The sequence below is a fragment of the Ruegeria sp. CE6 genome, assembly GCF_056537485.1.
In genome coordinates this window covers 347,740-374,362 of the sequence record NZ_JBQFRR010000004.1, presented here as the reverse complement: position 1 = coordinate 374,362, position 26,623 = coordinate 347,740, and the positions used below count along the sequence as shown (strand labels likewise).

The window sequence follows — 26,623 nt, the reverse complement described above, 5'->3', positions numbered from 1 at the left end:
ACAGGAGGCCCATGATGCTTTCCGCTTTGCGATCCACCACACTGGCCCTCGGGTTGGCGCTGTTGGCACTGCCCGCCCATGCCTTCGACACCACCGCGCGTGCGGCTTATGTGATGGACCAGAAAACCGGCACTGTGCTGTTGTCTAAAGACGCCGATCAGCCTCTGCCTCCAGCGTCCATGTCGAAACTCATGACGCTTTATGTGGCGTTTGAAGCCTTGCGCGATGGCCGTTTGACGCTGGACGAAACTTTGCCCGTCTCGGAGCATGCAATGAGCTATGGCGGCTCGACCATGTTCCTGAACACGCAGGATCGTGTCCGGGTCGAGGATCTTTTGCGCGGGATCATCGTGCTTTCGGGCAATGACGCCTGTGTCGTGATCGCCGAAGCGCTCAGCCCCGACGGAAGCGAAGCCGGATTCGCCCGTTTCATGACTCAGCGGGCGCAGCAGATGGGCATGAACAACTCGAACTTTGCCAATTCCAACGGCTGGCCTGCTGCTGGGCACATGATGTCAGTGCACGATCTGGCAGTTCTGGCCGACCGGCTGATCACCGATTTCCCCGAGTACTATCCCCTGTTTGCCGAAGAAGAGTTCGAATTCGATGGCCGAGCGCCCTCGAACGCGCGGAACCGCAATCCGCTGCTGAAGCTGGATATCGGGGCCGATGGCCTCAAGACGGGCCATACTCAAGAGGCAGGATATGGTTTGGTCGGTTCTGCCAAACAAGGCGACCGACGGGTTGTCTTTGTTCTTTCAGGGCTCGACAGCACCGCCAAGCGCGCAGAGGAGGCTGAGGCCGTGGTTAACTGGTCGTTTCGAAATTTTGTCGAGAGGACAGTTGCCAAATCAGAAGAACCGGTAGCCCAGGCCAAGCTTTGGATGGGGGCGGAAAAGACTGTGGGATTGGTGCCCGAGGGTGATCTGACCCTGCTGTTCCCCGTTTTGGGCGACAAGGACATCAAGGCCGAGGTTGTCTATGACGGCCCTATCAACGCACCGGTCAGCAAAGGCCAGCAATTGGCCGAGCTGGTGATCCAACCCGAAGGATTGCCCGAAATCCGCCGCCCGCTGGTGGCGGAAAAGGATGTTCCCTTGGGCGGGTTTGTCGTGCGTATGTTGACCGTGGGTGGCATCGTTCTGAAAGAAGTGATCAACACCCCGCTGGAGCAAATGTGACAGCGCGCGGAACGTTTCTGACCTTCGAAGGCATTGACGGATCAGGCAAGTCCACGCAGGCGCGCCTGCTGGCCGAGCACTTGCGGCATCAAGGCCGCGACGTCGTTCTGACGCGCGAGCCCGGCGGATCGGACGGGGCAGAAGAAATTCGCAGCCTTGTGCTGCAGGGTGATCCGGACCGCTGGTCGGCCGAGACCGAGATCCTGCTGTTCACCGCTGCCCGGCGCGATCATCTTGAGCGCACGATTGAACCCGCGTTGGCAGAGGGCAAGGTTGTGATCTGCGATCGCTTTGCCGACAGTACCCGGATGTATCAAGGTCTGTCGCGCGGCGATCTGCGGGGTTTGGTGGATCAGTTGCACAGCTTGATGATCCGGCGAGAGCCAGATATGACCTTGCTGATCGATATGGACCCGGAAACCGGTCTGTTGCGCGCCAAAGGTCGTCAGGGCACCGAAGAACGATTCGAAGATTTCGGTTTGGATCTTCAACAACAGATGCGGGCAGGTTTTCTGGGTCTGGCCCAAGAATTCTCTGACCGTTTCCACGTGGTCGACGGCAATCGGGACATGGACAGCGTTGCGCGGGATGTGACAGATATTGTCATGGCGTCCCTGCAATTGAGCTGACATGAGCGACGATATCCAAACACCGGATCAGGCCCCTGGTGCCCCGCATCCGCGCGAAACTCTCAAGCTGTTCGGACAGGATGCGGCCCAAGAGGCGTTTTTAACCGCGTATAACTCGGACCGGCTGCACCACGGCTGGTTGCTAACGGGGCCGCGCGGCGTGGGCAAGGCTACCCTTGCCTGGCGCATTGCACAGTTTTTGTTGGCCACACCTCCGGCAGATGAAGGCGGGTTGTTTGGTGCCCCTCCTGCGCCTGAGACGTTGGACATCGACCCGGGCCACCCTGTCGCACACCGTATCCAGGCGGGGGCCGAGCCCGGCCTTGCCGCAATCACCCGGTCCCTCAACGATCAGGGACGGTTGCGCAACGAAATTGTTGTCGATGACATCCGCAAACTGGGCAAGTTCTTCGGCCTGTCCTCTGCCGATGGTGGTCGCCGGGTTGTTATCGTCGATTCAGCGGATGAAATGAATGTCAGCGCCGCCAATGCGCTGCTGAAAATGCTCGAAGAACCCCCAGCGCGCACGACGCTGCTGCTGGTTTCACACCAACCTTCGCGCCTGCTGCCGACCATCCGTTCGCGTTGCCGCACGCTGCGGCTTTCACCCCTTGGCGCAGATGACATGCAGGCCGCGCTAGCGCAGACCGGCACAGAAATCCCTAGTCGGGCCGAGCATTTGGCAGCCCTCGCCGCCGGTTCAGTGGGTGATGCCGTCCGCTTGATCAATCTCGGCGGGCTAGAGCTTTATGCCGAGCTGATTGCAATTCTGGGCTCCCTTCCCCGGCTCGACCGCCAGCGCGCCCTGAAACTGGCAGAAGCGGCAGCTCAGCGGGGGGCTGCCGAACGGTTTGATCTGCTGCTTTCACTGATCGACGTTGCGCTCTCGCGTTTGGCGCTGACAGGTGCAAAAGGTGCCGCCTCCATACCCGAGGCCGCCCCGAATGAGGCTGAAACTCTGTCGCGCCTCTCTAACTCGCAGCACAAGGCCCGCCAATGGGCGGAGGTCGCCGCGCTCATCACGGCGCGCGCACGACACGGGCAGGCGGTGAACCTTGACCCTGCCTCGCTTGTCCTAGATACGGTGTTCAAGATACAGGAAACCGCCGGTCACAGCTGATGAGCCTCACCCCCGAAATTACCGACAGCCACTGCCATCTGGATTTCCCTGATTTCGACGGTCAGTTGGATGATATCGTCGCCCGCGCTGCCGAGGCTGGCGTGACCCGCATGGTGACCATCTGCACCCGGCTGCGCAACGAACCCGCTGTGCGCGCCATCGCCGAGGCTCACGCCCCAGTCTTCTACGCTGCAGGCACCCACCCGATGAGCGCCGCTGATGAGCCGATGGCCACGGTCGATGAGCTGGTCGCATTGGCTAAGCATCCCAAGTTCGTGGGCATTGGGGAAAGCGGGCTTGATTATCACTACACGGCCGAGTCGGCGGATGTGCAGAAACAATCACTGCGCATCCATATCGAGGCCGCCCAGCGCACTGGCCTGCCATTGATCATCCACGCGCGCGCTGCTGATGACGACATGGCCCGCATTCTGGCCGAAGAGCATCGCGATGCGCCCTATTCCTGCGTCATGCATTGTTTCTCTTCATCGGCTGAACTGGCCCGGGCCGCGCTTGATCTGGGCTTTTACCTGTCCATGTCCGGCATCGCGGCCTTCCCAAGAAGCCAGGAACTGCGCGATATCTTCGCTTCGGCACCTGTTGACCGAATTCTGGTCGAAACCGATGCGCCCTATCTTGCCCCCCCACCATATCGCGGTAAACGGAATGAGCCCGCCTATACCGCACACACCGCCCGTAAAGGGGCTGAGGTCTTCGGATTGGATTACGCAGATTTCGCCGCAAAAACGCAGGCCAATTTTGATCGGCTCTTCACTAAAGCCGCCACATACAAGGCGGCTGCATGAGCGAGCTGCGCCTGACAATTCTGGGCTGCGGGTCATCCGGTGGCGTCCCCCGTCTCGGGGGACATTGGGGCGATTGTGATCCGGAAAACCCGAAAAACCAGCGTCGGCGATGCTCGTTACTGGTCGAACGGGACGGGCCGGACGGGACAACTTCGGTTCTGATCGACACCTCACCTGATATGCGTAGCCAATTGCTGGACACCGGGACGGGGCGATTGGACGGTGTCGTCTACACGCATTCCCACGCCGACCACATGAATGGGATCGACGATCTGCGGATGATCGTTTTCAATATGAAAACCCGCGTCCCCGTCTGGGCCGATGGTGACACGCAGAACGATCTGCTCAGCCGGTTTGGCTATGCCTTCGTTCAGCCCGAGGGATCGCCCTATCCGCCCATACTCGACCTCAAAACAATCAATGGGCCGTTCGAAATTTCCGGCCCTGGTGGCACGATCCCACTTCGGCCATTTCGCGTGAACCACGGATCGATTGATGCGCTTGGCTTCAGAATGGGAAACATCGTCTATCTGCCTGATGTAGCAGAGCTTTATGATGAGAGCATGACTGAACTGGCGAATCTGGATTGCCTGATTATTGACGCCCTGCGCCGCTCTCCGCATCCGACACATGCCCATCTGGAAAAGACGCTGGAGTGGATCGACCAATTGAAACCAAAACGCGCCGTTTTGACCAACATGCATATCGATCTGGATTATGCGACGGTCGATGCGGAAACACCGGATCATATCACGCCTGCCTATGATGGCATGGTGATCCGGCACGCCCTGTAAGGCATGCTGCTGCACGCGCTTACGATACCCCGTATGGCGCCGCCATGTTACAAAGCCTGATTGATGTCATCCTGCCGGTGTTTCTGGTCATCGGTGCCGGATACACGGCGACGAGGTTCGGCTATTTTCGCGAAACCCATATCGATGGGTTAATGAGTTTCACGCAGAACTTTGCCATTCCCTGCCTACTGTTTCTCGCCATTGCCAATCTCGATCTCGGCACCAGCTTCGATCCTCGGCTTTTGGTCAGTTTCTATTCAGCAGCTGGCCTGTGTTTTGTCGCTGGTATGATCGGTGCGCGCCTGATCTTCGGACGAGCGTGGGAGGATTCGGTTGCTATTGGATTTTGCTGTCTGTTTTCAAACTCGGTCCTCTTGGGGTTGCCTATTACCGAGCGCGCCTATGGGGTCGAAAATCTAGTTGGCAACTTCACAATCATCGCGTTCCACTCACCCTTTTGCTATTGCCTCGGCATCACGGTGATGGAGGTGCTTCGAAACCGCGGCAACGGCGGAGTGCTGATGTTGAAATCCGTGCTGTCGGCCATGTTCAAGAATGCACTCATTCTTGGGATCTCGTTGGGGTTTGTCGTAAACCTCACTGGACTGGCCATACCCGGAGTTGTGGACGAAGCCTTGAACCTGATCACCCGCGCGGCCTTGCCCGGTGCCCTGTTCGCGCTGGGGGGTGTGCTGGTTAAGTACCGACCCGAGGGCGATCTGCGTACCATTATTTTCGTCTGCTGTATCTCATTGATGCTGCACCCGAGCCTGGTTTGGTTCTTCGGGTCATCTCTGGCGTTGCCGCAAGACCTGTTCCGCTCGGGCGTTCTTACCGCAGCGATGGCGCCGGGGATCAATAGCTACATCTTCGCAAACATGTACGGACATGCCAAACGTGTGGCCGCGTCGTCGGTTCTGATCGGAACGACCGCGTCAATATTGACGGTCTGGTTGTGGCTGACTCTACTGGGATGACGAAATTGCCAACACCGCATTGACTCTGCCCACCAGCAATACATCTATCGCAGAACCTATCCGGAGCCCTGCATGACACACGCCGTTATCGTCGCCCATGGCCAACCCTCGGACCCTGCACCTGCAGAAGCCGCGCTAGCAGCCTTTGCGCGAGAGGTAGATGAGTTATGTCAACGGGTTTCGGTATCGTCGGCCACATTGGCAGCCCCGCAGGCGTTGGAAAATTGCCTTGATGGATTGACCAGCGACACGGTTATCTACCCCTTATTCATGGCGCGCGGCTGGTTTGTCACCAGCGCTCTGCCAAAGCGGATTGGCCAGCGTTCTGTCACGATTCTGGACCCCATGGGTATCGATCCCGAACTGCCTGCCCTGATTACAGCGGCCATACATCAGGAACTGACGAACAGGGTTTGGAGCGCGGCGGACACAGATCTTGTGATCGCTGCACATGGCTCGGGCCGCAGCGCCAATCCGGCCATTGTCGCAAAGGGTTTCGCCGAGAATCTGGGTCGGCTTTCCGCGTTCAATAGCATTCGCACCGGGTTCGTTGAGCAAACCCCATCAATTGCGGACGCCGCCACCGGGTGCGGTGGCAAGGCGCTGTGCCTGCCGTTTTTTGCCTGCACCGGAGGCCATGTTTTGGAAGATGTACCCGAGGAGCTTGCCCGCGCCAGCTTTCATGGACACGTAATGCCTGTGATTTCAGAGCTTCCTCAGGTAAAACGACACATCGCGGCGATGTTGGATACACAGTAGCGAAGCAATGGGGGGCCACCTGCAGTCAACCGGATTGCTGCGCATCCGATAGCTCGCAATAGAAACGGTGGCAGGATCGCCCGCTTCGTTTCGCGGCGTATAAAGCCAGATCGGCGGCATGAAGAATATCCTCGGCCTTGGGCACTTCGAATTGTGTCGAGAGTGCTGTACCAATACTTGCCGATATACGGCAGGTTGCCCCATCGAACTGCATCGGCTTGCACAGGCGTGAAATCAGGCGCCCTGCAATACCATCAAGCTTTGTACGATCGTTCATGCCCTTAAAAATCAAGACAAACTCATCACCCCCGACTCGGGCAACCGTGTCGTCGCTGCGTGTGACGTCCAGCATGATCTTTGCGGCTTGCTGCAGAACATAGTCCCCTGCAGCATGCCCCAATCGATCATTGACCGATTTGAAGAAATCCAGATCCAGATGCATCATTGCAAAACTCGATTTCGACGAAATCAAATGCCCCAGAATATGATCCATCGCACGTCGATTTTTCAGCCCGGTCAACGTGTCCGTGTAGGCTTGTTCTTCTGCCGCCAGCATCGCACCTTGCAGACGCAAGTTCAGTGAGCGTGACGCTTCCATCGCGGCAGAATTTGCCTCGACCAGATACAACAATTCTATGGCCAGATCAGTGCCCGGGAAATCGGTGCTGGTCAGAGAATAGTCGCGTACCGCATCCAGTATCGAAATTCCAAACGACAGGTTGATGACCGCCCCGCTTCCGCCAGGAAACGGCGCAATCAGACCTTTGAACGCAGTCTGCGGCCGGTCTAGAAACCTGAGGTGTAGCTTTCGGTCCGGCACCATCATCAGCGCAGCTACTGTCGTGATTGAGCGAGGGCGCACCAGTTCAAAGACATCCAGAAAGCTTCGGCCGACCATAGGCCGATCCGGACGTAGCTTCTGCAGAGTTGATCCAACCTGCCCGATCCGCCCCATGTCATCTACAAGGACGAACATCGGACATAAGGTGTCCAGCAACTGTCCAAGATCTGCGGTCTTGATCATGATTTACGTGCCCCAAGATCAAAGTGACGCCCTTCGGCAAACGCGCTTTCGATCAATGTGATTGAAATCAACTCAGCCCCGTTTTGGCACCCTTCATTGGACAGGATCACCAACGCCCCATAGTCATCCGCCATGGCTCGTAGTACACCTGTCATGACGCTGGAATACCCCGGCAAATCAGGAGTGCAATGCAGGTGATATTCCCCGGGCGAGTGTTCCTGCAATTCCAAATCCGGCAATCTCAGATCGGACACAGCAAGGCGGACGCGATCCGACAGATCATCAAGCGAATGCAGAAACTCCAAATAGGTGACCCCGCCAAAACGCAATAACCTGCGTAGATCTTCCATGTTCGAGTGTGAGACCAGATAAGTGCCCAAATCCTCAAGAAATTCGGATTTTGGGCGGTTCAAGTCAGCGCACAAAGCGTCGAGCACTCGGGTCGATATCTCCGCGTCATAGATCAACATCGCCTCGAACTCGTCAAATCCCAGCCCGGCCGTATGAGTCGCGCGCAACCAGCATTGACGCCCGTAGGTGGCGCAGACAAAGGATTGGATCGCCCTGTTGATCAGCCCGTGCATGAGTCGCCTCAGATTGAAAGACACTCTCAAGTGATCGCAGAAAGCTTAACAAACACCCAAAATCCGATACGGGATTATGAGAATCCGATCTAATCCCAAACTGAAGGGCTGATTGGGCAGCGATCAGAAATCGGTCGGCGCACCGCCTTCGGCCTTGCGGCGCTCAACAAACTCGGCCAGCTCCTCGCGGATCGCCTCATCCATCTTCGGGGCATCGAAATTGTTCACGATCTCCTTAAACATCCGATGGGCACGTTCCGCAGTCCAGATACCACCAGCTGCTTCCCAGGCTTCGAAGTTTTTCCAGTCACTCAGGAACGGCTGATAAAATGCGGTAGTATAACGATCTTGCGTATGTTGGATGCCAAAGAAATGCCCGTCGTTTCCAACAGACCGGATCGCTTCAAGGGCGATGTCATCCGGGCCCGTTGCTGTCAGTTCCGGCTGCATATACCGCTGAATCTGCTGCAGGATTTCGCAATCCATGATGAATTTCTCGGGGCTTGCGATAAGGCCTCCTTCAAGCCAGCCTGCCGCATGATATACCATGTTGGTGCCTGACTGCACCGCCGCCCAAAGGGAATTCGAGGTTTCCCAAACCGACTGCCCATCGGGCACATTTGCCGCGCAAACGCCCGAGGACCGCATAGGCAAGCCATAATACCGTGCCATCTGCCCAGTCATCTGGGTCGAGCGCATGTATTCCGGTGTCCCGAATGCAGGCGCACCGGATTTCATATCGACATTCGAAGTAAAGGTCCCGATCACGCATGGAATACCCGGGCGAACGTACTGAAACAACGCAATCGCGCACAGCGCTTCGGCAAGCGATTGTGCCACTGCGCCAGCCATCGTCACAGGGGCCATCGCCCCGGCCAGAGTGAAAGGCGTCACGACAATTGCCTGCCCACGCCGCGCCAGCCGCAGGCAGCCATCGATCATTGGATGGTCGTGTTTCAACGGTGAGGTTGAGTTGATGTTAGTGTACATCCGGGGCGTGGCCTCGAATTCCTCGTGGCTCAGGCCACCCGCGATACGCACCATCTCCATCACGTCTTCGACGCGCTCTTTCCCCAGCGAATAGGCATGCATTGCCTTATCAGTCAGGGTCAGTTTGTCATAAAGCACATCAAGGTGCCGTATGCTGGCGTGGATATCGACCGGCTCAACCGGATATCCACCTGCAAAGTGGATACAGTTGAAGTATTGCGTCAGCTTCAGCAGGTCCTGACACATCCGCCGGGTGCCGGGCACTTTTTTTCCGATTTCCATGTCCCAATAATTTGGTGGGGATGAAACATTGCCGAACAGAATGGTCCTGCCACCAATCTCGATCTGATGCTCCGGGTTGCGCGGCGTGATGGTAAATTTGCTGGGCGCCTTGCCCACCATTTCCATCACGAAACCCCGGTCCATGCGGACGTTGTCGCCGGAAATTGTACAGCCCGCCTTGCGCAGGATCCCGATGGCTTCCTGATTGTAGAACTCGATGCCGATCTCTTCGAGAATCCGCATGGCACCTTCGTGAACCGCTTCGATCCCCTCGGGTCCCAACGGCTCGATTGGCTTGTCGATGTTTGTGGGCGGGTTCCAGGGCATCTGCTCGATCACCGCCGCGCCGCGCCTTGCGGCTGCACCCGCGCGTCCACCACCGCGACGTTTGCGTGTCTTGCTCTCAGCCATCACCATCCTCCGCGCTTTCACTCCTATGAAAGCCCCGAAGATTCAGTATCGCCGTTCTGTCTGCGACAAGAGTTGTCGGTTTTATTATCCAACCCGGCGATTTGGAACCGAGGTTATTCGGTTTTCGACAACCAGCCGGGAATGTGCCCGATGTTGGGCAAGACGACATCCGCCAGCGGTTCGAGTGTTTTGGCCGTCGCCATGCCGGTCAGAACCCCGATGGTGACCATCCCCGCGGCGCGTCCCGCCTCTAGATCGTGAAGACTGTCACCAACCATCACAACACGAGATGGCGCGACCTCGACATGCTGAGCAAAGGCCAATAGCTGCCCCGGACCTGGCTTGTAACCATGTCCGCTGTCATATCCGGCTACAAAATCAAAATGGTCTCGCACACCAACGGACTGCAGGTGCTGCAGGGCCGGCATTTCAGCATCGTTCGTCGCAACGCCCAGTTTCAGCCCGGCGCGACGCAGCTCGGCAAGGAATGGTGCCAAGGGAACGGCTTGGATCTGCTCTGCGTTCGCTGACGCCCGGTTGAGTGTTTCGATCAGGTGCCCCAGAGATACCTCAGGCAAATGCGGTGTCAGGGCTGCAGCAACTTCATCGACCGTTCCGGCGATGACTACGCTATTCGGGTCGTAGCTCTCTTGTTCAAAATCAAATCCGATGGCTTTCCCCAACTCGGTCGCGCGCTGCACATCTCCATCAGAGAGCTGCAGCATCGCGATACGCCCGAACGCACCCCAAGTGGCTGCAAAATCAAAAAGAGTACCGTCCTTGTCGAACACGAGGGCGTCGATTGCCATGAAACAAATTTCCTTTGGGTTAGGTCCAGTGCATATCCGAAATTCCGGACAACGCGGCACGGGCTTGACCCGGCTCTTCGTAGGGCACGGAATTGGCGTCACAAAAAGCGATCACCCATGAATCGTCAAGCAGCAGAAAGTCCAACACAGACCCAAGAAATTCAGCCTCACCCGCACGGTCGCGCAAATCTTGTTCCGAGGCACCTGTCGCCCCCAGGAAAACGGGCAGCAACTCATCATTTCCCACCAGCCAGCCCAGCACATTCAGGGCCAGAGTTTCAGCGGAATTGGCGGAGATCGGCATAAACTGGCCTCGGACACTGTGTTGGAAAGGGTTTGTTAACCAGACTCATAAACACTTTAGCAACGCATGCAATCAAACGGTGAATGGCTATGTCTGTACAAGGCACCATACTCGTCCTCGACGGTGTTTCGACCAATCGCATAATGCTCAAGGTTCAGTTGACGGCCGCCTGGTACCATGTCGTGCAGGGTGAGAAAGTGGCCGGGCTTGGTGCATTACTGCGGCGGACACGGCCTGATCTGGTTCTTACTGCGCAAACTCTGCCCGACGGAACCGCTGCGGATGTTAAGAAAGTGATGACGGCAGATCCTGCCCTGATCGATGTGCCGATTGTGGCGATTGCACCGCAGAACGACAAAGCAGCGCGTTTGAAGGCACTGTCGGACGGGCTGGATGATGTGCTTGGCTATCCGTTCAAGGATACTCTTCTATTGGCCCGCGTGCGCAGCTTGTTACGTACGCGCGCCGAACGGCAGGAATTAAACATCGAAGGTTCGGCCCAAACCATTGGCTTTGGCGAGGCGCCACAGGTGCTGATCGCCCCGCCATCGACGGCAGAGATCGCGATCCTGACGCAAACAGTTCGAACCAGCGCGTTGTGGAGTTATGCTCTGACCCATCAAACCCGGCATCGTGTGACCGGCCATACTCTGCCTGATCTCAAAGGCATCCTGTCCGGAACGATCCCGGACGCGATTGTTGTTGAGCTTGCACCGAATAGCTCGGGGCGGAACCTACTGGCAGATCTTCGGTCGCGCGGTGCGACACGAAATACGGTGCTGATCGGTGTGTTGCCGGATGATAATCCCGCACTTGCGGCCGAGGCGCTGGACCGAGGCGCTGATGCGGTCTGCATGGGCGGGTTTCAGACAGATGAGATATGCTTGCGGCTTGAAACTCTGATCGCCCGCAAGACCCGAGACGACAGATTGCGAGCGACATTGCGCAGGGATTTGGCCGAATCCCTGATCGATCCGCTGACCGGACTGTTCAATCGCCGCTATGCGATGCGCGCGCTGGACCAGATCGCGCATCAGGCCCCAGAAACGGAACACGGATTCGCTGTGATGCTGGCCGATCTGGACCACTTCAAGGCAATCAATGACCGTTACGGTCACGCCGCGGGGGATTTGGTTCTGACCGAAACCGCGAAAAGGCTGCGAGTCGTGATAGGAAAAACCGGTTTTGTCGCGCGTATCGGCGGCGAAGAGTTCATGATCGGGCTACCGAATACCTCAACCGACCAAGCGCTGAAGCAAGCGAAACAGATTTGTGAAACAATTTGCGAAAAACCTTTTCAGCTGCCGGATCGTCCGGCCCCAGTACCCGTAACGATCAGCGTGGGGGTGAAATTATGTACCCCGCCCGAACTCTCTCATCCAGGCGAAGCAGACCCGGTTGGTCGATTGATCAGCTCGGCGGACAAAGCACTTTATGCCGCCAAAAAAGCGGGCCGCAACCAGGTACAGATTCGGCAAAGCGCAGCGTGACTAGTCAGTCCCGTTTTTTGTGTTTGCGCGGGCCGCGTTTAACCACGTCCTCCAGCCGGTCCGCGTAAGCGGCACGTTGGTCATCATTCATGGCCGAGATCTGGGCCAGCCATTGCTGATGAAGCGCAGTCTGCAGATCAGCAGTTGCCTTCGACTGCTGTGCCAAAAGACTCGCAACCGCTGCGGGATCGAAAGGCACGGCCCTAAGCACTTGACTAAGAGCAGTAAAATCCTGCTTGCGCCGATGTGATCCTTTTCCGCGCAGGTCCGACAACTCACCCCTCAGAGCCTTTCGATCCGACTTTGGCAGCGCATAATACAGCGCCGGGCCAAATCCCGGAGGCGCATCGGCATGAGCGCTTCCTTTAAAGCGCAATGCCGCACCCAAAATGACTCCGACAATCAGCAGATTCAAAGCAAGAGAGACAACCAGCAATATCGGCATCCATTTGCGTTTGGGTGCGGGATGATCGCTCATTCTGCGTCCTCCAGATAGTTTTCGTCTAAATTCAGATCGGCCATCAGATAGGTCGTCTCTTGTGAGATGAAATAATCAACAGGGTCCGGCAAGAAGGTCGGCGCGGAGAACCCGATCCAGACGCCAGCTGCGCTTGCGGCCACAAGACCGCTCAACCCTTGCCACCCCCCGATAACGCCTATCTTTTGCCGCCATGTCCGCCGCTGCGGTCTTGCAGTCCGGGCCAGACGTATAGCTTCGGCATCCGTTTCGATGCGAACAGCCAGATCGTCGGGAAGCACATCCCGCGCCGCACGCGCCTGTGCAAACAGATGGTCGAGTTCGTTATCTTGATCAGCCATGTTCGTACCCCAGTTCATCCCGACGCCCCGCCAGTATCGCGGTAAGAGATCGTTTGCCACGCGCGGTCAGGCTTTCAACCGCCTCGACCGAAATATCCATGATCCCCGCGATTTCGGGATTGGACAATTCTTCGATGTGCCGCAGAACCACAGCCTGCCGCTGCCGGTCCGGCAAATGCTCCAATGCAGCCTGCAACGCGTCCTTGCGGGCACTCTCCTGCATCTGGTCGACCACACTGGCAGTCTCATCTTCGGGTTCGGCCACATTGTCCAACGCTTGAGGCCGCTTTTTCCGGCGCAAGTCCACACATAGATTCAGTGTTACGCGATAGAGCCAGGTCGATAACTGCGCCTGCCCCGGCACCCAGTCAGGTGCCATCTTCCAAAGGCGCATCATCGCTTCTTGCGTCACGTCCTCTGCTTCTGCTGGGTTTCCCAGCATTCGCAAAGCCACGGAATAACTTCGCGGCCCCAACCGCCCGGTCAGCAGGCGGGCCGCCGTAGCATCGCCATCAGAAAACCGGCCCAGCAACTCTTCGTCGCTGGGCTCGGGCATGGCAGGTGTTCCGCCATGCTCGATGTCGGGATAAGAGGTCAGATCCTCCATCCCGTATCAGTTGTTGTCGGTGTCCGACTTCTGATGCCGCTTGTGTTTCCGGCCCATTTTGTCTTTTGCATCCGCGTATTCCTGTTCTGAGATCGAACCGTTGCCGTCGGCATCGATGCGCTCGAACATCTTGGAGGCGCGGCGCGGTTTCGGCAATTCATCTTCGCTAAGGAAACCATCCGCATTTGCGTCGTGCTTTTCGAACATCTTGGTGACACGCTCGTTGGCCTTGGTCTGCGCCGCAGCCTGCATTTCTTCGACGCTCAGTTGGCCGTCGCCATCCGTATCGGCAGCGGTGAATTTCTGGTTGCGATGTGTCTCGATCTCGGCCTGAGTCACCTGCCCGTCCCCGTCGGCATCCAGTTCCTGAAATGTCGCACGCGGGCCCTTGGCCAAAGCGGAAGTGCCGGTCACAGTAACTGCAGCTACGACGATTGCCGAAATGAAGCTTTTGGTTTTCATTACATAGTTCCCTGAATTTGGCGGCCATTTGCCGCTGTTGATACCTGTTCAAACGCGGCTTGGGCGGGTTTCCGTCGCTTCCGGCACAACTTTTTTTGCTTTATTTGAAACGCCAATAGAAAATGATACGCTAAGCAGCAGCGCCACAAAGCGACGCACCCCCCTTTTCCGTTGGGTCTGATCCTGCCTATATGCCTCCAGGAAAGATGCGCGAGATACATATGATTGACCAAACTATTGACAGTTCGCTCGAAGAAGACCGCCCAACAAAACCCGCATTGATCCGAGGGTTCCGGTGCAAATGCCCGAATTGCGGTGAGGGTGCGCTGTTGCACAGCTATCTCAAGGTGAATGACACCTGTTCGGAATGCGGGGAGGAATTGTTCCATCATCGCGCTGATGACGGCCCGGCCTACCTGACGATCCTGCTGGTGGGGCACCTTCTGGCACCCGCCCTTCATGTCTCTTACGTGCAGTGGCGTCCCGATCCATGGACCATGGCGATTGCATTCTCGATCGGCTGCGTCGCGCTATCCCTGTTCCTTCTGCCCCGTCTCAAAGGGGCCGTTGTCGCCTATCAATGGGCGCGGCGGATGCACGGGTTTGGCAAGGCCGGATGACGGCGGATAAAACCGCAATCCGGGATGCTGCTACCGTAATCGTATTGCGTGATCGGTTCACAGACCCGTCGATCCTGATGGGCCAACGCGGTGCCAAGGCTGCGTTCATGCCGAACAAATTCGTATTCCCGGGCGGCGCGGTTGATGCTTCCGATGCAGGCATCCCGCTCAGTACGCCATTGCCCGATCTATGCACCGATCGCCTGTCACAACAATCAGCGCCAAACTTGCAGACCTCTCTGGCTGTCGCGGCGATCCGAGAGTTGTGGGAAGAAACCGGGCTTGTTCTGGGACAACAAGGGGGTTGGCAAGGCGCGATTCCAGCCGATTGGCAAAGCTTTGCGGCGATGGGCTACCTGCCGTCTGCGGAAGCACTGCAATTTGTCTTTCGCGCAGTCACACCACCGGGGCGACCCCGCCGGTTCGACGCCAGGTTCTTTCTGGTCGATGCGGACGCGATTCAGGGGGATCTTGACGACTTCACCCATGCCTCGGACGAGCTATCGCATTTGCAATGGGTCAAGATCAGCCAAGCGCGGGAGTTCGACCTGCCCTTCATCACCGAAGTTGTTCTGGCCGAAGTCGCTGCCCGTGCAGAGGACCCGAACCCGCCTGAAACCGTTCCCTTCTTTCTCAACAACGAAGAGGCCAGCCTTTTCCTGCAGCTTAGGGGCTATCCGATGCCCTATGCAGATTAACGCATTCGGCTAACAACCACTGTTACCTCGGGTTTCTTGCCGATCTCGGCCTGCGCGGTCTGACGTGCGATCCGGCGCAACCCTTCTTCCAGTTTGTCGTCATCACGCAGCGTCTTTGCGCCCGCACGCATCAGGAACTGGTTCAGGTCCTCTTCCAGCACCTCAATCAGCCCCGCGCGGGATGATCCCGTTTCGGGCAGGCCCATCGTATCGCACCACGGCTCACCCAGCGGTTCGTCTTCTTCGTCCAATATCACGGTGATGATGATATGGCCGTTCAGCGCCATCCGAATCCGGTCGCGCACCACGCCGTCCAAGGCGCCGATTTTGACTGTACCATCCAGATAGGTCCGGCCAGTCTCGATATAATCCGCCACTTTGGGCGCATTCCCAGTCAGATCCAGCATAGTGCCGTTAACAGCGAGAATCCCAGTGCGACCACCCGTTTCGGCCAGTTTGGCATGCTCACGCAAGTGGCGGTGTTCGCCATGCATCGGGATGACCATCTGCGGATCGATCAGGGCGTGAACCTTCTCAAGATCAGGCCGGTTGGCGTGACCCGAGACGTGATACAGACCAGAGCTGTCATCGACCACATCCACGCCCTTCTCACTGAGCTGGTTCATGATGCGGATTACGCCACGTTCATTGCCGGGAATAGTCTTGGACGAGAACAGAAACAGATCGCCCTCTTTCGCTTCTAGCCCGCGATATTTACCACGCGCCAGTTGAGCGCTGGCCGCGCGGCGCTCGCCTTGGCTGCCAGTCACAATCAACATCAGGTTCGCGCGCGGCACGTCGACGGCCTCTTCAGCGCTGATAACCTTTGGAAAATCGGTCAGGATGCCGGTCTCGGTCGCCGCCTCGATCATACGCCGCATCGCACGACCCAGCAGTACGACCGAACGGCCGGCTTTCTGTCCCGCCTCTGCCAGCGTTTTCACGCGTGCCACGTTCGAGGCAAACGTGGTTGCGATGACCATGCCGCTGGCCTCTTGAACCAGACGGGTGATCTCGGGGCCGACTTCGGATTCCGAACGCCCGGGATGGCTTGAGAACACATTGGTACTGTCACAGACCAACGCTTTGACGCCGGGCTTTGCCACCTCGGCCCACAGATCGGGATCGAATGGTTCGCCCACGACCGGGTTGGAATCGAGCTTGAAATCCCCCGTATGCACCACGCGTCCGGCAGGCGAGTCGATAACGAGCCCTGCACTTTCAGGGATGGAATGCGAAACCGGCAGGAAGCCAACGGTAAACGGGCCAGCCTTGATCTGTTCGGGCCATGGAGACGCAGTTTGCACCGCCTCGGTCGGGTGGCCGCGTTCTTCCATCTTGCGACGCGCGATATTGGCGGTAAAAGCGCGCGCGTAGACCGGCGCGCCCAAAGCCTCATAACAGTGGGCCACCGCCCCGACATGATCTTCGTGCGCGTGAGTGACAAAAACTGCTTCCAGCTGATCGGCGCGCTCTTTCAACCAGGTGATGTCTGCAAAGATCAGATCCACGCCGGGCGAGGTGTCCATGTCCGGGAAGGCAACGCCAAGATCCACAAGGATCAACCGCTCTTGCCCCGGCTTACCGTAACCATAGACATAGGCATTCATGCCGATTTCGCCTGCACCGCCCAGCGGCAGATAGATCAGTCGTTCACTGCTCATGTTGAGCCATTTTCCTTGTTATAGCGATGTATCACGGTCAACCCGTGCATCGTCAGATCATCCTCGATAGCGTTAAAACCCACGTCAGCCTGATCAAAAAGAGGCGCCAGGCCCCCGGTACCGACGACTTTCATCGCCATTCCGTATTCAGCTTTCACGCGCGAGATCAGCCCTTCGATCAGGCCGGAATATCCCCAATACACGCCGGACTGGATACAGCCAACCGTGTTTGTTCCAATCACTTTTTCGGGCCTCGTGATGTCGATATGCGGCAACGCCGCGGCACCCTGATGCAGTGCCTCAAGGCTCAGGTTCACGCCAGGGGCGATGATACCACCGACGTAGGCGCCGTCGGCTGCGACCACGTCGAAATTCGTGGCGGTCCCAAAGTCAACCACAACCACATTGCCGCCATGGCGGTCGAACGCCGCCGCCGCGTTGGCCAACCGGTCCGGACCGGGCACGGTGCCTTCGTCCACGCGCGGATTGACCGGCAGCAGGCAATCTGGCTTGCCAACAACAATCGGCCGGCATCCAAAAAAGCGATCAGCAAAGACCCGCAGGTTGAACACCACGCGTGGCACGGTTGAGGCGATGATCACATCCGAGATATCAGCTTCGATACCGTAGTGTTTCACCAAGGTTGAATACCAGGTGAAATAGGCGTCCGCTGTGCGGGCATGGTGGGTTGAGGTGCGCAGAGTGCACAGAAACTTTTCGCCATCCCAGATCGAGAAAACGGTGTTGGTATTGCCGCAATCAATCGCCAGAAGCATCCCGCGCCCCTTTCAGAAGTAAACATCCGCAGCCGGAATGCTGACCCGGCCCTTGGCGGTGTTTAGGACAAGGCTGCCACCCACGTCTACCGTTTCGAAGGTTCCAACCGTTTCGGACGTGGCTGTACGAGCGGTTATGACTTCGCCCAACCGCGCTGCTCGGGATAGCCAGGCGGTGCGGATCGGTTCGAACCCGTAGGTCATGAACTGGGTCTCATAATGCGCATAAGCTACCGCCAGTTCGGTCAGAAAATCCTCGGGGGTGGTGAGCGCGCCGGTTTCCCAGAGCAGAGAAACAGGTCGCACCGCTCCGGCTTCGACGCGATCAGTGCCCGGTGCCTCGGACAGGTTCACCCCAACCCCTATCGCCAGATGTGACACCCCCCGGCCCTGCCCCGTGCTTTCTAGCAGGATACCCGCTAGTTTTCCGCCGTTGAGCAGCACGTCATTGGGCCATTTCAGTGCCAAACCTACTGCGCGCCCTGTTACCGCCACACAGGCATCATACAGGGCGAGCGCTGCGACAAAACTTCGAAGGGCCGCCTGTTCCGGATCACCCGGCGGGCGCATCAGCAAAGTCGCTGCCAGATTACCTTTGGGGTTGGCCCAGGCTCGCCCGCGCCGACCACGCGCGGCGGTCTGATGATGTGCCATGATCCAGACCGGACCGGTCGCTGTTGGCGCAAGCCGCACCGCCTCATTCAGAGTACTGTCGACTTCTTTCAGTATATGCAGGCCATATCCCTGCGGCCATTCGCTCATGTCAAAAAGGCCCGGTCGCGCGAGACCGAGCCTCGGTTGTTCGAAACGCGGCAGTATCAGTTGACAAGCGTCGCCGCAGCAGCTGCAGCTGCCCCTTCCACACCGAACTGATAAAATACGCCAATCAACATCAGAGCCGCAGAGCCCATCAGCGCTGCCCACAAAACCGGGGTCGAGCGGATCTCGATCGGGTCTTCATTCTCCGCCCCGAAATACATGTAGAACACGATCCGCAGATAGTAGAACGCACCGATGACCGAGGCGATGGCCGAGACGATCACCAGTCCGAACAGGTCGGCATCGATACCCGCTTGCCAGACGCCGAACTTGGCGAAGAAGCCCAGCATCGGTGGCACGCCCGCCAGACTGAACATCAGGATCAGGACTGCCAGAGCTTTGCCCGGATCGCGCTTCGAGAACTGACGCAACGCATCGATATCGGTGACAGGTTTGCCATCACGCTCCATCATCAGGATGAATGCGAAGGTTCCGATATTCATCGTCACATAGATGGCCAGATACATCAGCATTGCCTTGATGCCCATCTCGGTCCCGGCGGCCAGTCCGATCAGAGCATATCCCATATGGGCAATCGACGAAAACGCCATCAGCCGCTTGATGTCCCGCTGCCCGATAGCCGCAACCGCGCCCAGCAGCATCGACAGGACCGAAAGCAGCACGACCACTTGCTGCCAATCCTTGATCACGCCTCCGAATGCGTCATGCATCAGGCGCGCGAACAAGGCCATCGCAGCCACTTTCGGAGCGGTGGCGAAGAACGCGGTAATCGGGGTCGGAGACCCTTCATACACATCCGGCGTCCACATGTGGAACGGCACGGCCGAGACCTTGAAGGCCAGACCCGAGATCATGAACACCAGGCCAAACAGGAGGCCAATCGAGACATCTCCATGATGCACCGTTTGGATGATGCCCGAGAACAGCGTGGTGCCGGTGAAGCCGTAAACCAGCGACGCACCATAGAGCAGCAAACCAGAACTTAACGCGCCCAGCACGAAGTATTTCAGACCGGCTTCGGTGGATTTGGCACTGTCGCGCCGCAAGGCGGCCACGACGTAAAGCGACAGCGACTGCAGCTCAAGCCCCATATAAAGCGACATCAGATCGCCTGCGCTAACCATCATCATCATGCCTACAGCCGCAAGTGCGACCAGCAGAGGATATTCAAAGCGCAGCAGATCGCGGCGCGCCATATATTCCTGGCTCATCAGCAATACTGCAGCGGCGGACAGCAGAATCGCAACCTTTGCAAATCGAGCAAAGCCGTCATCCACAAACATGCCGTTGAAGGCCACGTTGGTACCTTCGCCATTCATCGCAATCCAGATTGCCAACACCGCCATCAGACCTGAAGTGGCCCAGACCAGCATGGGAGCCAGAGCATCCTTGGTGGTGTAGACAGCCCCGATCAGCGCCGCCATCGCATAAATTGCCAGAACAATTTCCGGCAGGATGATTGTCAGATCAGCCTGGATCATGTCTCCAAAGCCCCCTTAATGCGAAGCGGCTGTCTGGGTTGCGGCTTCAGCCGCGGCCAGAGCCGTGTCATAGTTCGAGATTAGCGCTGCGGTGGATTGCCCGATCACATCGGTCACCAGCGAGGGATAAATCCCAAGCAGAATGGTCATCACGATCAGCGGCGCGAAGATCAGCCGCTCGCGCGAGCTCATGTCTGTGATGGCCTTGAGGCTTTCCTTGATCAGATCTCCAAAGACTACCCGGCGATAGAGCCATAGCGCATAGCCCGCCGAGAAGATCACACCGGTTGCAGCCACAGCCGTCACCCAGGTGTTGACCTGGAATGCGCCCATCAGGGTCAGGAATTCCCCGATGAAGCCCGATGTACCAGGCAAGCCGACATTGGCCATGGTGAACAGCATGAAGACCAGAGCGTAAGCCGGCATCCGGATGACCAAACCGCCATACGCCTCGATATCGCGGGTGTGCATCCGGTCATAGATCACGCCAACACACAGGAAGAGCGCTGCGGAAATGAACCCATGACTGAGCATCTGGAAGATCGCGCCATCAATGCCCTGCTGGTTCGCTGCAAAGATACCCATGGTCACAAAGCCCATATGCGCGACCGAGGAATAGGCGATCAGCTTCTTCATATCCTCCTGCACCAGCGCGACCAGAGAGGTGTAGACAACAGCAATCGCCGACATCCACAGCACCACATCGGTCATCACCGCAGACCCCACCGGGAACATCGGCAGGCTGAAGCGCAGGAAGCCATAGCCGCCCATCTTCAACAGGATCGCCGCCAGCACGACCGACCCTGCCGTCGGCGCCTGAACGTGCGCATCCGGCAGCCAGGTATGCACCGGCCACATCGGCATCTTCACCGCGAACGACGCGAAGAAGGCCAGGAACATCAGCGTCTGCATGCCGCCGACGATATAGATGCCCAGTACGCTGAACCCTTCGGACGAGAACTGATGGCTCATCAGCGCCTCGATATCCGTGGTGCCCGCATCCGCATACATCGCAACCATCGCCACCAGCATCAGCACCGAGCCGAGGAAGGTGTATAGGAAGAACTTGAAGCTGGCATAAATGCGGTCTTTGCCGCCCCAAATACCGATGATCAGGAACATCGGGATCAGGCCCGCCTCGAAGAACAGGTAGAACAGCACCAGATCCAGCGCCATGAACACGCCCAGCATCAGCGTTTCCAGCAGCAGGAATGCGATCATGTATTCCTTGACCCGGTCCGTGACCTGCCAGCTGGCCAGAATGGTCAGCGGCATGATGAAGGTGGTCAGCAGCACGAAAAGAACGCTGATCCCATCCACACCCATCTTGTACTTCAGGCCCAGCAGCCACTCGCCCTCTTCCACCATCTGGAAGCCGGTGTTGGACGGATCAAAGCCGGTATAGATGCCGATTGAGACCAGAAAGGTCACGGTTGTGGCAACCAGCGCAACCCATTTGGCGTTGCGCTGCGCGGCTACGTCCTCGCCATGCAGAAACAGGGCCAGAATGCCTGCTGCGATGGCGGGGATGAAGGTGACAATAGATAGGATATTGTCCATTAGTTTGCGCCTCCGCCGATCGACATCCAGGTGACAAGAGCGGCGATGCCCAAAACCATCCAGAAGGCGTAAGTAAAGATGTAACCCGTCTGAGCTTTGCCTGCGAGGCGGGTGAAGAAGGGCACCACGCCCATCGAAACCCCGTTCAGGAAGCCATCAATCGTGTTGCCGTCACCGCGTTTCCACAGGAACCGACCCAGCGCAACGGTAGGTTTGACAAAGATCGCGTCGTAGATCTCGTCAAAGTACCACTTGTTCTTGAGAAACAGGTACAGCGGCCGCTGGTTCGCCGCCAGACGTGCGGGCAACGACGTGTTCACGATGTAGAACCAATAGGCGACGACAAAACCCAGCAGCATGGCAACAAAAGGCGATACTTTGACCCATTTCGGAGCCTCATGCGCATCGTTCAGGACATTGTTGTCAGGTGCCATATACAGCGCGCCTTCGCCCGGCTCACCGCCAAAGCTGGCATGCTTTTTGTCCGCCTTGTAGTCACCCTCGCCTTTATCAGCCTTCGCGTCGAATTGGTCGTCATCTGCCTTGGCCTCACCATGAGATGCGTCTGCGGCAACTTCGCCATGACCGCCGGTCTCTTCCGCCAGCGGAATACCGTAGAACTTGGCCACTTTATCGGTGTAGCCGAAGAACTGGTTGTACCACAGCATCCCCGAGAATACCGCGCCCAGAGACAGTACCCCCAGCGGGACCAGCATGACCATCGGACTTTCATGCGCGTGCTCATGCGTATGCTTGTCGCCACGCGGCTCGCCATAGAAGGTTAGGAATATCAAACGCCAGCTGTAGAATGAGGTGAACACCGCTGCGATTACCAACATCCAGAAGGCATAACCTGTGCCACCTACAAAGGCGCTTTCGATGATGGCATCCTTCGACAGGAACCCGGCGAAGCCAAACGTGGTCAGCGGGATGCCCACACCGGTAATGGCCAGCGTGCCGATCATCATCGCCCAGAACGTATAGGGGATTTTCTTCCGCAGACCGCCGTACTCGGTCATCTCTTGCTCATGATGCATCGCATGGATCACTGAACCAGCACCAAGGAACAGCAGCGCCTTGAAGAACGCGTGCGTCAGCAGATGGAACATCGCAGCTGAGTACATGCCAACGCCGGCGGCGACAAACATGTAACCCAATTGCGAACAGGTCGAATACGCAATGACCCGCTTGATATCGGTCTGCACCAAGCCCACGGTTGCTGCGAAAAACGCAGTCGAAGCGCCAAGGAAGGCTATGAACCCGGTGGCCCCCGGTGCGAACTCCATCAGCGGCGACATACGGCAGACCAGGAACACACCTGCGGTAACCATGGTCGCAGCGTGGATCAGCGCGGACACAGGGGTCGGACCTTCCATCGCATCCGGCAGCCAGGTGTGTAGTATCAACTGCGCCGATTTACCCATCGCGCCGATGAACAGCAGAACACAGATCACCTCGATCGCAGTCCACTCACCCCAGAGGAAGCTCAGTTTTTCCTCCGCCAATGCCGGGGCCGATGCGAATATGTCTGAGAAATTGATGCTGTCGGTCAGGAAGAACAGCGCGAAGATCCCAAGCGCAAAGCCGAAATCGCCCACTCGGTTCACGATGAACGCTTTCATCGCCGCTGCATTGGCGCTGGGCTTGCGATAATAGAACCCGATCAGCAGGTACGAGGCGACACCCACGCCTTCCCAGCCAAAGAACATCTGAACCAGATTGTCCGCCGTCACCAGCATCAGCATGGCGAAGGTGAAGAACGACAGATAGGCAAAGAAACGCGGCTTATAGCTTTCGCCTTCACGCCATTGCGGGTCGTGATCCATGTAGCCGAACGAATACAAGTGAACCAGCGCCGAAACGGTCGTCACCACGATCAGCATGATCGCCGTCAGACGGTCCAGACGAATGGCCCAGCTTGTCGACAGCGAACCACTTTCGATCCAGCGCATGATCTCGATCTGCTGGGTGTGGCCATCAAATGAAAGGAAGACGATCCAGCTGAGCAGGCAGGCCAGAAACAGCAGGCCCGTTGCGGTCCACATGGCGGCTTTCTCACCAATGAAGCGCCAGCCAAAACCGCAGATCAACGCACCCACGAGCGGGGCAAAGAGGATGGTGGTTTCCATATTCTCTTACCCCTTCATCATATTGACGTCTTCAACCGCGATGGTGCCACGGTTGCGGAAGAAGCAGACCAGAATGGCAAGGCCAATCGCCGCCTCAGCCGCCGCAACTGTCAACACGAACAGCGTAAAGACCTGCCCGACCAGATCGCCGAGGAAACTAGAGAACGCCACGAGGTTGATATTCACCGCCAGCAGCATCAATTCGATGCTCATCAGCAGGATGATGACGTTCTTGCGGTTCAGGAAGAGACCGAAGATGCCGATGACGAATAGCGTCGCCGCGACCGTAAGATAGTGTTCAAGTCCGATCATCGTCTCAAAGTCCCTGCCCCGGTTTCACGTCCTTCAACTCCATCGCTTTGGCCGGGTCGCGCATCATCTGGCCGATGATGTCCTGACGCTTGATGTCCTGACGGTGGCGCAGTGTCAGCACAATGGCACCGATCATGGCCACCAGCAGGATCAGGCCCGCCAGTTGGAACAGAAGGAAGTATTGATCGTATAGAATGACGCCGAGCGCCTCAGTGTTGTGGCGGTCGCTCGGTACCGGCTGCGCCAGATTGGCGGCGGCACCCTGCGCGCTGTCCCATGCTCCGATGGCCATGACGAACTGCATCAGGATCACCAATCCGATCAACAGCGCCAGCGGCATGTAGCGCGCCATCTCGGCCTTCAGCTCGGCAAAGTCCACATCCAGCATCATCACCACGAAGAGGAACAGAACCGCAACCGCGCCGACATAAACGATAATCAGCAGCATCGCCACGAACTCGGCCCCCAGCAGCACGAACAGGCCCGCAGAGGACAGAAAGGACAGGATCAGCCACAGCACCGAATGCACCGGCTGGCGGCTGATCACCGTGAACAGCCCGCCGGTGATGGCGCTGATGGCAAACAGATAGAAGGCAAAGACGGTCATTGATCCTCATCCTCGTTATCACCCATGACCTCTTGCGCCAGATCCAGCGCACGGGTCATGGCCGGGATGCCGGCAAAGACCGACATCTGACCGATCGTTTCCACGATCTCTTGTTTCTTGGCGCCAGCTTCCAGCGCATGGCGCACGGTCTGACGCACCGCCGAGTCCGCCTGAGCGCCCTGACAGGTCAGCCCGGCCAGCGTCAGCAGAAGGCGAGTTTTGGCGTCCAGCCCGTCCTTGTTGACGGTATTGCCGAACATCATCTCCATGACCTCTTTGGGCATGGTTGGCCACAACGCCTCAAACCCTTTGGGCGAGAAATTCTCCATCGCCGGGTTCATCGCCTTGGCCATGTCCTGAGCTTGCTTCATCATCAGCTCGAACGGATTTGTCGGACTGTCACTCATCTGTACGGCGCGTCCATTTCCAGATTGCGAGCGATTTCGGCTTCCCAGCGTTCGCCATTATCCAGCAGTTTCTGCTTGTCGTAGAACAACTCTTCCCGGGTTTCGGTGGCGAATTCGAAATTCGGGCCCTCGACGATGGCATCAACCGGACATGCCTCCTGGCAGAAACCGCAATAGATGCATTTGGTCATGTCGATGTCATAGCGCGTGGTGCGGCGGCTTCCGTCTTCGCGCGGCTCGGCATCGATGGTGATGGCTTGTGCAGGACAGATCGCTTCGCACAGTTTGCAGGCGATGCAGCGTTCCTCACCGTTCGGATAACGGCGCAGGGCATGTTCACCCCGGAACCGCGGGGACAAGGGCCCCTTTTCATGCGGGTAGTTCACGGTGGCTTTTGGGGCGAAGAAGTATTTCAAGCCCAATTTCATTCCGACCCAGAAGTCCTGCAGCAGGAAATACTTGGCGGCGCGGGTGTAGTCGATTTGAGTCATATCAGCCTCCTACGCTCCAACGGGCAAACGCGCCCCAGAACCAGTCGAATTTCGCCGCGAAGGCCACGAAGACGACCCAGACGAGGCTGAACGGCAAGAACACTTTCCAACCCAGGCGCATCAACTGGTCATAGCGGTAGCGGGGTGTGATCGCCTTGACCATCGCGAAGATGAAGAAGAAGAACGCCATCTTGGCAACCATCCACAATACGCCGTCAGGCAGGCCTGGGATCGGGGACAGCCAGCCGCCAAAGAACAGCAGTGTGGTCAGAGCACACATCAGGAAGATGGCGATGTATTCACCAGCCATGAAAAGCAGGAAAGGCGTGGCCGAGTATTCGACCTGATAGCCTGCAACCAGTTCCGATTCCGCCTCGGGCAGATCGAAAGGTGGCCGGTTGGTTTCAGCCAATGCCGAGATGAAAAACAGGAACACCATCGGGAAATGCGGCAGCCAGTACCAGCTGAAGAACCCGAACGAGCCATCCTGTGCGCGGACGATATCACCAAAGTTCATCGAACCGGTCGAGATGATGATGCCGATGATGATCAGACCGATGGATACCTCGTATGAAATCATCTGCGCGGCAGAGCGCAGCGACCCAAGGAATGGATACTTTGAGTTCGACGCCCAACCACCCATAATCACGCCATAAACCTCAAGCGATGAGACTGCGAAGACATAGAGGATGGCGACGTTGATGTCCGACAGGACCCAGCCATCGTTGAACGGGATCACCGCCCAGGCGATCATCGCGAGGACAAAACTGGTCAATGGTGCGAGGATAAACACTGTACGGTCGGCACCTGCGGGAATGACGACCTCTTTCACCACATATTTCAGTGCGTCCGCCACCGATTGCAGCAGGCCGTATACGCCGACAACGTTGGGGCCGCGACGCATCTGGACGGCGGCCCAGATCTTGCGGTCGCCGTAAACGAGGAACAACAGCGAGATCATCACGAACGCAACAACAGCAAGCACTTGCGCCAGAATGATGATGGCTATTCCGCCTGGGGTGTTAAAGAAGTCAGCCATTGGTCCTCACA

30 protein-coding genes are annotated in these 26,623 nt (G+C 57.6%); 10 read left to right on the top strand and 20 right to left on the bottom strand.

The window, feature by feature from the left end; genetic code table 11:
• Positions 1-14: 14 nt before the first annotated feature.
• From ACR0DK_RS17995 to ACR0DK_RS17965, 7 genes are all read left to right on the top strand, one after another.
• Positions 15-1,181, top strand: a complete 1,167-nt coding sequence (locus ACR0DK_RS17995) for a D-alanyl-D-alanine carboxypeptidase family protein (protein ID WP_170396992.1) — start codon at positions 15-17, stop codon at positions 1,179-1,181.
• Entirely contained in the window at positions 1,178-1,810 is a 633-nt protein-coding gene (gene tmk, locus ACR0DK_RS17990) for a dTMP kinase (protein ID WP_170403915.1), read from the top strand. The genes ACR0DK_RS17995 and tmk overlap by 4 nt, the downstream gene beginning before the upstream one ends.
• Position 1,811: 1 nt before the next feature.
• The gene (locus ACR0DK_RS17985; RefSeq protein ID WP_480737413.1) at positions 1,812-2,930 is read left to right on the top strand and encodes a DNA polymerase III subunit delta'; all 1,119 of its coding nucleotides are present in this window, start codon (positions 1,812-1,814) and stop codon (positions 2,928-2,930) included.
• Positions 2,930-3,736, top strand: coding sequence for a TatD family hydrolase (locus ACR0DK_RS17980; RefSeq protein ID WP_480737411.1), 807 nt, complete (start codon positions 2,930-2,932; stop codon positions 3,734-3,736). The genes ACR0DK_RS17985 and ACR0DK_RS17980 overlap by 1 nt, the downstream gene beginning before the upstream one ends.
• The gene (locus ACR0DK_RS17975; protein ID WP_170511617.1) at positions 3,733-4,530 is read left to right on the top strand and encodes an MBL fold metallo-hydrolase; all 798 of its coding nucleotides are present in this window, start codon (positions 3,733-3,735) and stop codon (positions 4,528-4,530) included. Before ACR0DK_RS17980 ends, ACR0DK_RS17975 begins: the two co-directional genes overlap by 4 nt.
• 44 nt (positions 4,531-4,574) lie before the next feature.
• On the top strand, positions 4,575-5,507 hold the full coding sequence (locus ACR0DK_RS17970; RefSeq protein WP_170424079.1) for an AEC family transporter: 933 nt from the start codon (positions 4,575-4,577) through the stop codon (positions 5,505-5,507).
• Between the two features lie 72 nt (positions 5,508-5,579).
• Positions 5,580-6,266 carry a CbiX/SirB N-terminal domain-containing protein gene (locus tag ACR0DK_RS17965; RefSeq protein WP_480737409.1) on the top strand — a complete coding sequence of 229 codons (687 nt, stop codon included), beginning with the start codon at positions 5,580-5,582 and terminating at the stop codon, positions 6,264-6,266.
• Between the two features lie 25 nt (positions 6,267-6,291).
• Here ACR0DK_RS17965 and ACR0DK_RS17960 read toward each other — a convergent pair whose 3' ends face one another.
• From ACR0DK_RS17960 to ACR0DK_RS17940, 5 genes are all read right to left on the bottom strand, one after another.
• Positions 6,292-7,290: a diguanylate cyclase domain-containing protein gene (locus tag ACR0DK_RS17960; RefSeq protein WP_480737407.1), complete on the bottom strand. Its 999-nt coding sequence runs from the start codon at positions 7,288-7,290 to the stop codon at positions 6,292-6,294.
• Positions 7,287-7,874: a heme NO-binding domain-containing protein gene (locus tag ACR0DK_RS17955; RefSeq protein ID WP_170403939.1), complete on the bottom strand. Its 588-nt coding sequence runs from the start codon at positions 7,872-7,874 to the stop codon at positions 7,287-7,289. The genes ACR0DK_RS17960 and ACR0DK_RS17955 overlap by 4 nt, the downstream gene beginning before the upstream one ends.
• A 123-nt stretch (positions 7,875-7,997) precedes the next feature.
• Complete coding sequence (locus tag ACR0DK_RS17950; RefSeq protein WP_170564963.1) at positions 7,998-9,557, bottom strand: trimethylamine methyltransferase family protein; 1,560 nt, start codon at positions 9,555-9,557, stop codon at positions 7,998-8,000.
• 113 nt (positions 9,558-9,670) lie between these two features.
• Positions 9,671-10,366: an HAD family hydrolase gene (locus tag ACR0DK_RS17945; RefSeq protein ID WP_170397011.1), complete on the bottom strand. Its 696-nt coding sequence runs from the start codon at positions 10,364-10,366 to the stop codon at positions 9,671-9,673.
• Positions 10,367-10,385: 19 nt separating this feature from the next.
• Positions 10,386-10,670, bottom strand: a complete 285-nt coding sequence (locus ACR0DK_RS17940; protein WP_170397013.1) for a DUF3572 domain-containing protein — start codon at positions 10,668-10,670, stop codon at positions 10,386-10,388.
• 83 nt (positions 10,671-10,753) lie between these two features.
• Between ACR0DK_RS17940 and ACR0DK_RS17935 the strand changes: the two genes are divergently transcribed.
• On the top strand, positions 10,754-12,160 hold the full coding sequence (locus ACR0DK_RS17935) for a diguanylate cyclase (RefSeq protein ID WP_480737403.1): 1,407 nt from the start codon (positions 10,754-10,756) through the stop codon (positions 12,158-12,160).
• A gap of 4 nt (positions 12,161-12,164) precedes the next feature.
• On the opposite strand, the gene ACR0DK_RS17930 is transcribed toward ACR0DK_RS17935, so the two are convergent.
• The 4 genes from ACR0DK_RS17930 to ACR0DK_RS17915 are packed head-to-tail and all read right to left on the bottom strand — an operon-like array spanning position 12,165 to position 14,048.
• Positions 12,165-12,638: a periplasmic heavy metal sensor gene (locus tag ACR0DK_RS17930; RefSeq protein WP_170397015.1), complete on the bottom strand. Its 474-nt coding sequence runs from the start codon at positions 12,636-12,638 to the stop codon at positions 12,165-12,167.
• The gene (locus ACR0DK_RS17925) at positions 12,635-12,979 is read right to left on the bottom strand and encodes a hypothetical protein (RefSeq protein WP_170647710.1); all 345 of its coding nucleotides are present in this window, start codon (positions 12,977-12,979) and stop codon (positions 12,635-12,637) included. Before ACR0DK_RS17925 ends, ACR0DK_RS17930 begins: the two co-directional genes overlap by 4 nt.
• Positions 12,972-13,586, bottom strand: a complete 615-nt coding sequence (locus ACR0DK_RS17920) for an RNA polymerase sigma factor (RefSeq protein ID WP_170403958.1) — start codon at positions 13,584-13,586, stop codon at positions 12,972-12,974. The genes ACR0DK_RS17925 and ACR0DK_RS17920 overlap by 8 nt, the downstream gene beginning before the upstream one ends.
• Positions 13,587-13,592: 6 nt before the next feature.
• Complete coding sequence (locus ACR0DK_RS17915) at positions 13,593-14,048, bottom strand: EF-hand domain-containing protein (protein WP_170403961.1); 456 nt, start codon at positions 14,046-14,048, stop codon at positions 13,593-13,595.
• A gap of 221 nt (positions 14,049-14,269) precedes the next feature.
• On the opposite strand from ACR0DK_RS17915, the gene ACR0DK_RS17910 reads away from it, so the two are divergent.
• Together ACR0DK_RS17910 and ACR0DK_RS17905 are read left to right on the top strand one after the other, a co-directional pair.
• Positions 14,270-14,668 (top strand): DUF983 domain-containing protein, encoded by a 399-nt coding sequence (locus tag ACR0DK_RS17910; RefSeq protein ID WP_170647708.1) that lies wholly within the window; start codon positions 14,270-14,272, stop codon positions 14,666-14,668.
• The gene (locus ACR0DK_RS17905; RefSeq protein WP_480737400.1) at positions 14,665-15,366 is read left to right on the top strand and encodes an NUDIX hydrolase; all 702 of its coding nucleotides are present in this window, start codon (positions 14,665-14,667) and stop codon (positions 15,364-15,366) included. The genes ACR0DK_RS17910 and ACR0DK_RS17905 overlap by 4 nt, the downstream gene beginning before the upstream one ends.
• Here the strand turns inward: ACR0DK_RS17905 and ACR0DK_RS17900 are convergent.
• From ACR0DK_RS17900 to nuoH, 11 genes are read right to left on the bottom strand one after another with little or no spacing between them, the layout of a single operon-like run.
• Positions 15,363-17,030, bottom strand: a complete 1,668-nt coding sequence (locus tag ACR0DK_RS17900; protein ID WP_223117779.1) for a ribonuclease J — start codon at positions 17,028-17,030, stop codon at positions 15,363-15,365. The two genes, ACR0DK_RS17905 and ACR0DK_RS17900, sit on opposite strands and share 4 nt — an antisense overlap.
• On the bottom strand, positions 17,027-17,806 hold the full coding sequence (locus ACR0DK_RS17895; protein WP_223117778.1) for a type III pantothenate kinase: 780 nt from the start codon (positions 17,804-17,806) through the stop codon (positions 17,027-17,029). The genes ACR0DK_RS17900 and ACR0DK_RS17895 overlap by 4 nt, the downstream gene beginning before the upstream one ends.
• Positions 17,807-17,818: 12 nt before the next feature.
• The gene (locus tag ACR0DK_RS17890) at positions 17,819-18,568 is read right to left on the bottom strand and encodes a biotin--[acetyl-CoA-carboxylase] ligase (protein WP_480737396.1); all 750 of its coding nucleotides are present in this window, start codon (positions 18,566-18,568) and stop codon (positions 17,819-17,821) included.
• Between the two features lie 56 nt (positions 18,569-18,624).
• On the bottom strand, positions 18,625-20,067 hold the full coding sequence (gene nuoN, locus ACR0DK_RS17885; RefSeq protein WP_170424093.1) for an NADH-quinone oxidoreductase subunit NuoN: 1,443 nt from the start codon (positions 20,065-20,067) through the stop codon (positions 18,625-18,627).
• Between the two features lie 15 nt (positions 20,068-20,082).
• Positions 20,083-21,627, bottom strand: coding sequence for an NADH-quinone oxidoreductase subunit M (locus tag ACR0DK_RS17880; RefSeq protein WP_170424095.1), 1,545 nt, complete (start codon positions 21,625-21,627; stop codon positions 20,083-20,085).
• Positions 21,627-23,756 carry an NADH-quinone oxidoreductase subunit L gene (gene nuoL / locus ACR0DK_RS17875; RefSeq protein WP_170397036.1) on the bottom strand — a complete coding sequence of 710 codons (2,130 nt, stop codon included), beginning with the start codon at positions 23,754-23,756 and terminating at the stop codon, positions 21,627-21,629. Before nuoL ends, ACR0DK_RS17880 begins: the two co-directional genes overlap by 1 nt.
• Positions 23,757-23,762: 6 nt before the next feature.
• The gene (gene nuoK, locus ACR0DK_RS17870; RefSeq protein WP_005984024.1) at positions 23,763-24,068 is read right to left on the bottom strand and encodes an NADH-quinone oxidoreductase subunit NuoK; all 306 of its coding nucleotides are present in this window, start codon (positions 24,066-24,068) and stop codon (positions 23,763-23,765) included.
• Between the two features lie 4 nt (positions 24,069-24,072).
• Positions 24,073-24,675: an NADH-quinone oxidoreductase subunit J gene (locus tag ACR0DK_RS17865; protein WP_170397038.1), complete on the bottom strand. Its 603-nt coding sequence runs from the start codon at positions 24,673-24,675 to the stop codon at positions 24,073-24,075.
• Positions 24,672-25,082, bottom strand: a complete 411-nt coding sequence (locus tag ACR0DK_RS17860) for a carboxymuconolactone decarboxylase family protein (protein ID WP_010442761.1) — start codon at positions 25,080-25,082, stop codon at positions 24,672-24,674. The genes ACR0DK_RS17865 and ACR0DK_RS17860 overlap by 4 nt, the downstream gene beginning before the upstream one ends.
• Entirely contained in the window at positions 25,079-25,573 is a 495-nt protein-coding gene (gene nuoI / locus ACR0DK_RS17855; protein WP_170397042.1) for an NADH-quinone oxidoreductase subunit NuoI, read from the bottom strand. The genes ACR0DK_RS17860 and nuoI overlap by 4 nt, the downstream gene beginning before the upstream one ends.
• A gap of 1 nt (position 25,574) precedes the next feature.
• On the bottom strand, positions 25,575-26,612 hold the full coding sequence (nuoH, locus tag ACR0DK_RS17850; protein ID WP_039534288.1) for an NADH-quinone oxidoreductase subunit NuoH: 1,038 nt from the start codon (positions 26,610-26,612) through the stop codon (positions 25,575-25,577).
• Between the last annotated feature and the right edge of the window lie 11 nt (positions 26,613-26,623).

Excerpts from the sequence above, each read along its gene's own strand:
- ACR0DK_RS17995 (WP_170396992.1), top strand. The coding sequence starts at position 15 with ATGCTTTCCGCTTTGCGATCCACCACACTGGCCCTCGGGTTGGCGCTG.
- ACR0DK_RS17985 (WP_480737413.1), top strand. The coding sequence starts at position 1,812 with ATGAGCGACGATATCCAAACACCGGATCAGGCCCCTGGTGCCCCGCAT.
- ACR0DK_RS17980 (WP_480737411.1), top strand. The coding sequence starts at position 2,930 with ATGAGCCTCACCCCCGAAATTACCGACAGCCACTGCCATCTGGATTTC.
- ACR0DK_RS17975 (WP_170511617.1), top strand. The coding sequence starts at position 3,733 with ATGAGCGAGCTGCGCCTGACAATTCTGGGCTGCGGGTCATCCGGTGGC.
- ACR0DK_RS17970 (WP_170424079.1), top strand. The coding sequence starts at position 4,575 with ATGTTACAAAGCCTGATTGATGTCATCCTGCCGGTGTTTCTGGTCATC.
- ACR0DK_RS17965 (WP_480737409.1), top strand. The coding sequence starts at position 5,580 with ATGACACACGCCGTTATCGTCGCCCATGGCCAACCCTCGGACCCTGCA.
- ACR0DK_RS17960 (WP_480737407.1), bottom strand. The coding sequence starts at position 7,290 with ATGATCAAGACCGCAGATCTTGGACAGTTGCTGGACACCTTATGTCCG.
- ACR0DK_RS17955 (WP_170403939.1), bottom strand. The coding sequence starts at position 7,874 with ATGCACGGGCTGATCAACAGGGCGATCCAATCCTTTGTCTGCGCCACC.
- ACR0DK_RS17950 (WP_170564963.1), bottom strand. The coding sequence starts at position 9,557 with ATGGCTGAGAGCAAGACACGCAAACGTCGCGGTGGTGGACGCGCGGGT.
- ACR0DK_RS17945 (WP_170397011.1), bottom strand. The coding sequence starts at position 10,366 with ATGGCAATCGACGCCCTCGTGTTCGACAAGGACGGTACTCTTTTTGAT.
- ACR0DK_RS17940 (WP_170397013.1), bottom strand. The coding sequence starts at position 10,670 with ATGCCGATCTCCGCCAATTCCGCTGAAACTCTGGCCCTGAATGTGCTG.
- ACR0DK_RS17935 (WP_480737403.1), top strand. The coding sequence starts at position 10,754 with ATGGCTATGTCTGTACAAGGCACCATACTCGTCCTCGACGGTGTTTCG.
- ACR0DK_RS17930 (WP_170397015.1), bottom strand. The coding sequence starts at position 12,638 with ATGAGCGATCATCCCGCACCCAAACGCAAATGGATGCCGATATTGCTG.
- ACR0DK_RS17925 (WP_170647710.1), bottom strand. The coding sequence starts at position 12,979 with ATGGCTGATCAAGATAACGAACTCGACCATCTGTTTGCACAGGCGCGT.
- ACR0DK_RS17920 (WP_170403958.1), bottom strand. The coding sequence starts at position 13,586 with ATGGAGGATCTGACCTCTTATCCCGACATCGAGCATGGCGGAACACCT.
- ACR0DK_RS17915 (WP_170403961.1), bottom strand. The coding sequence starts at position 14,048 with ATGAAAACCAAAAGCTTCATTTCGGCAATCGTCGTAGCTGCAGTTACT.
- ACR0DK_RS17910 (WP_170647708.1), top strand. The coding sequence starts at position 14,270 with ATGATTGACCAAACTATTGACAGTTCGCTCGAAGAAGACCGCCCAACA.
- ACR0DK_RS17905 (WP_480737400.1), top strand. The coding sequence starts at position 14,665 with ATGACGGCGGATAAAACCGCAATCCGGGATGCTGCTACCGTAATCGTA.
- ACR0DK_RS17900 (WP_223117779.1), bottom strand. The coding sequence starts at position 17,030 with ATGAGCAGTGAACGACTGATCTATCTGCCGCTGGGCGGTGCAGGCGAA.
- ACR0DK_RS17895 (WP_223117778.1), bottom strand. The coding sequence starts at position 17,806 with ATGCTTCTGGCGATTGATTGCGGCAATACCAACACCGTTTTCTCGATC.
- ACR0DK_RS17890 (WP_480737396.1), bottom strand. The coding sequence starts at position 18,568 with ATGAGCGAATGGCCGCAGGGATATGGCCTGCATATACTGAAAGAAGTC.
- nuoN (WP_170424093.1), bottom strand. The coding sequence starts at position 20,067 with ATGATCCAGGCTGATCTGACAATCATCCTGCCGGAAATTGTTCTGGCA.
- ACR0DK_RS17880 (WP_170424095.1), bottom strand. The coding sequence starts at position 21,627 with ATGGACAATATCCTATCTATTGTCACCTTCATCCCCGCCATCGCAGCA.
- nuoL (WP_170397036.1), bottom strand. The coding sequence starts at position 23,756 with ATGGAAACCACCATCCTCTTTGCCCCGCTCGTGGGTGCGTTGATCTGC.
- nuoK (WP_005984024.1), bottom strand. The coding sequence starts at position 24,068 with ATGATCGGACTTGAACACTATCTTACGGTCGCGGCGACGCTATTCGTC.
- ACR0DK_RS17865 (WP_170397038.1), bottom strand. The coding sequence starts at position 24,675 with ATGACCGTCTTTGCCTTCTATCTGTTTGCCATCAGCGCCATCACCGGC.
- ACR0DK_RS17860 (WP_010442761.1), bottom strand. The coding sequence starts at position 25,082 with ATGAGTGACAGTCCGACAAATCCGTTCGAGCTGATGATGAAGCAAGCT.
- nuoI (WP_170397042.1), bottom strand. The coding sequence starts at position 25,573 with ATGACTCAAATCGACTACACCCGCGCCGCCAAGTATTTCCTGCTGCAG.
- nuoH (WP_039534288.1), bottom strand. The coding sequence starts at position 26,612 with ATGGCTGACTTCTTTAACACCCCAGGCGGAATAGCCATCATCATTCTG.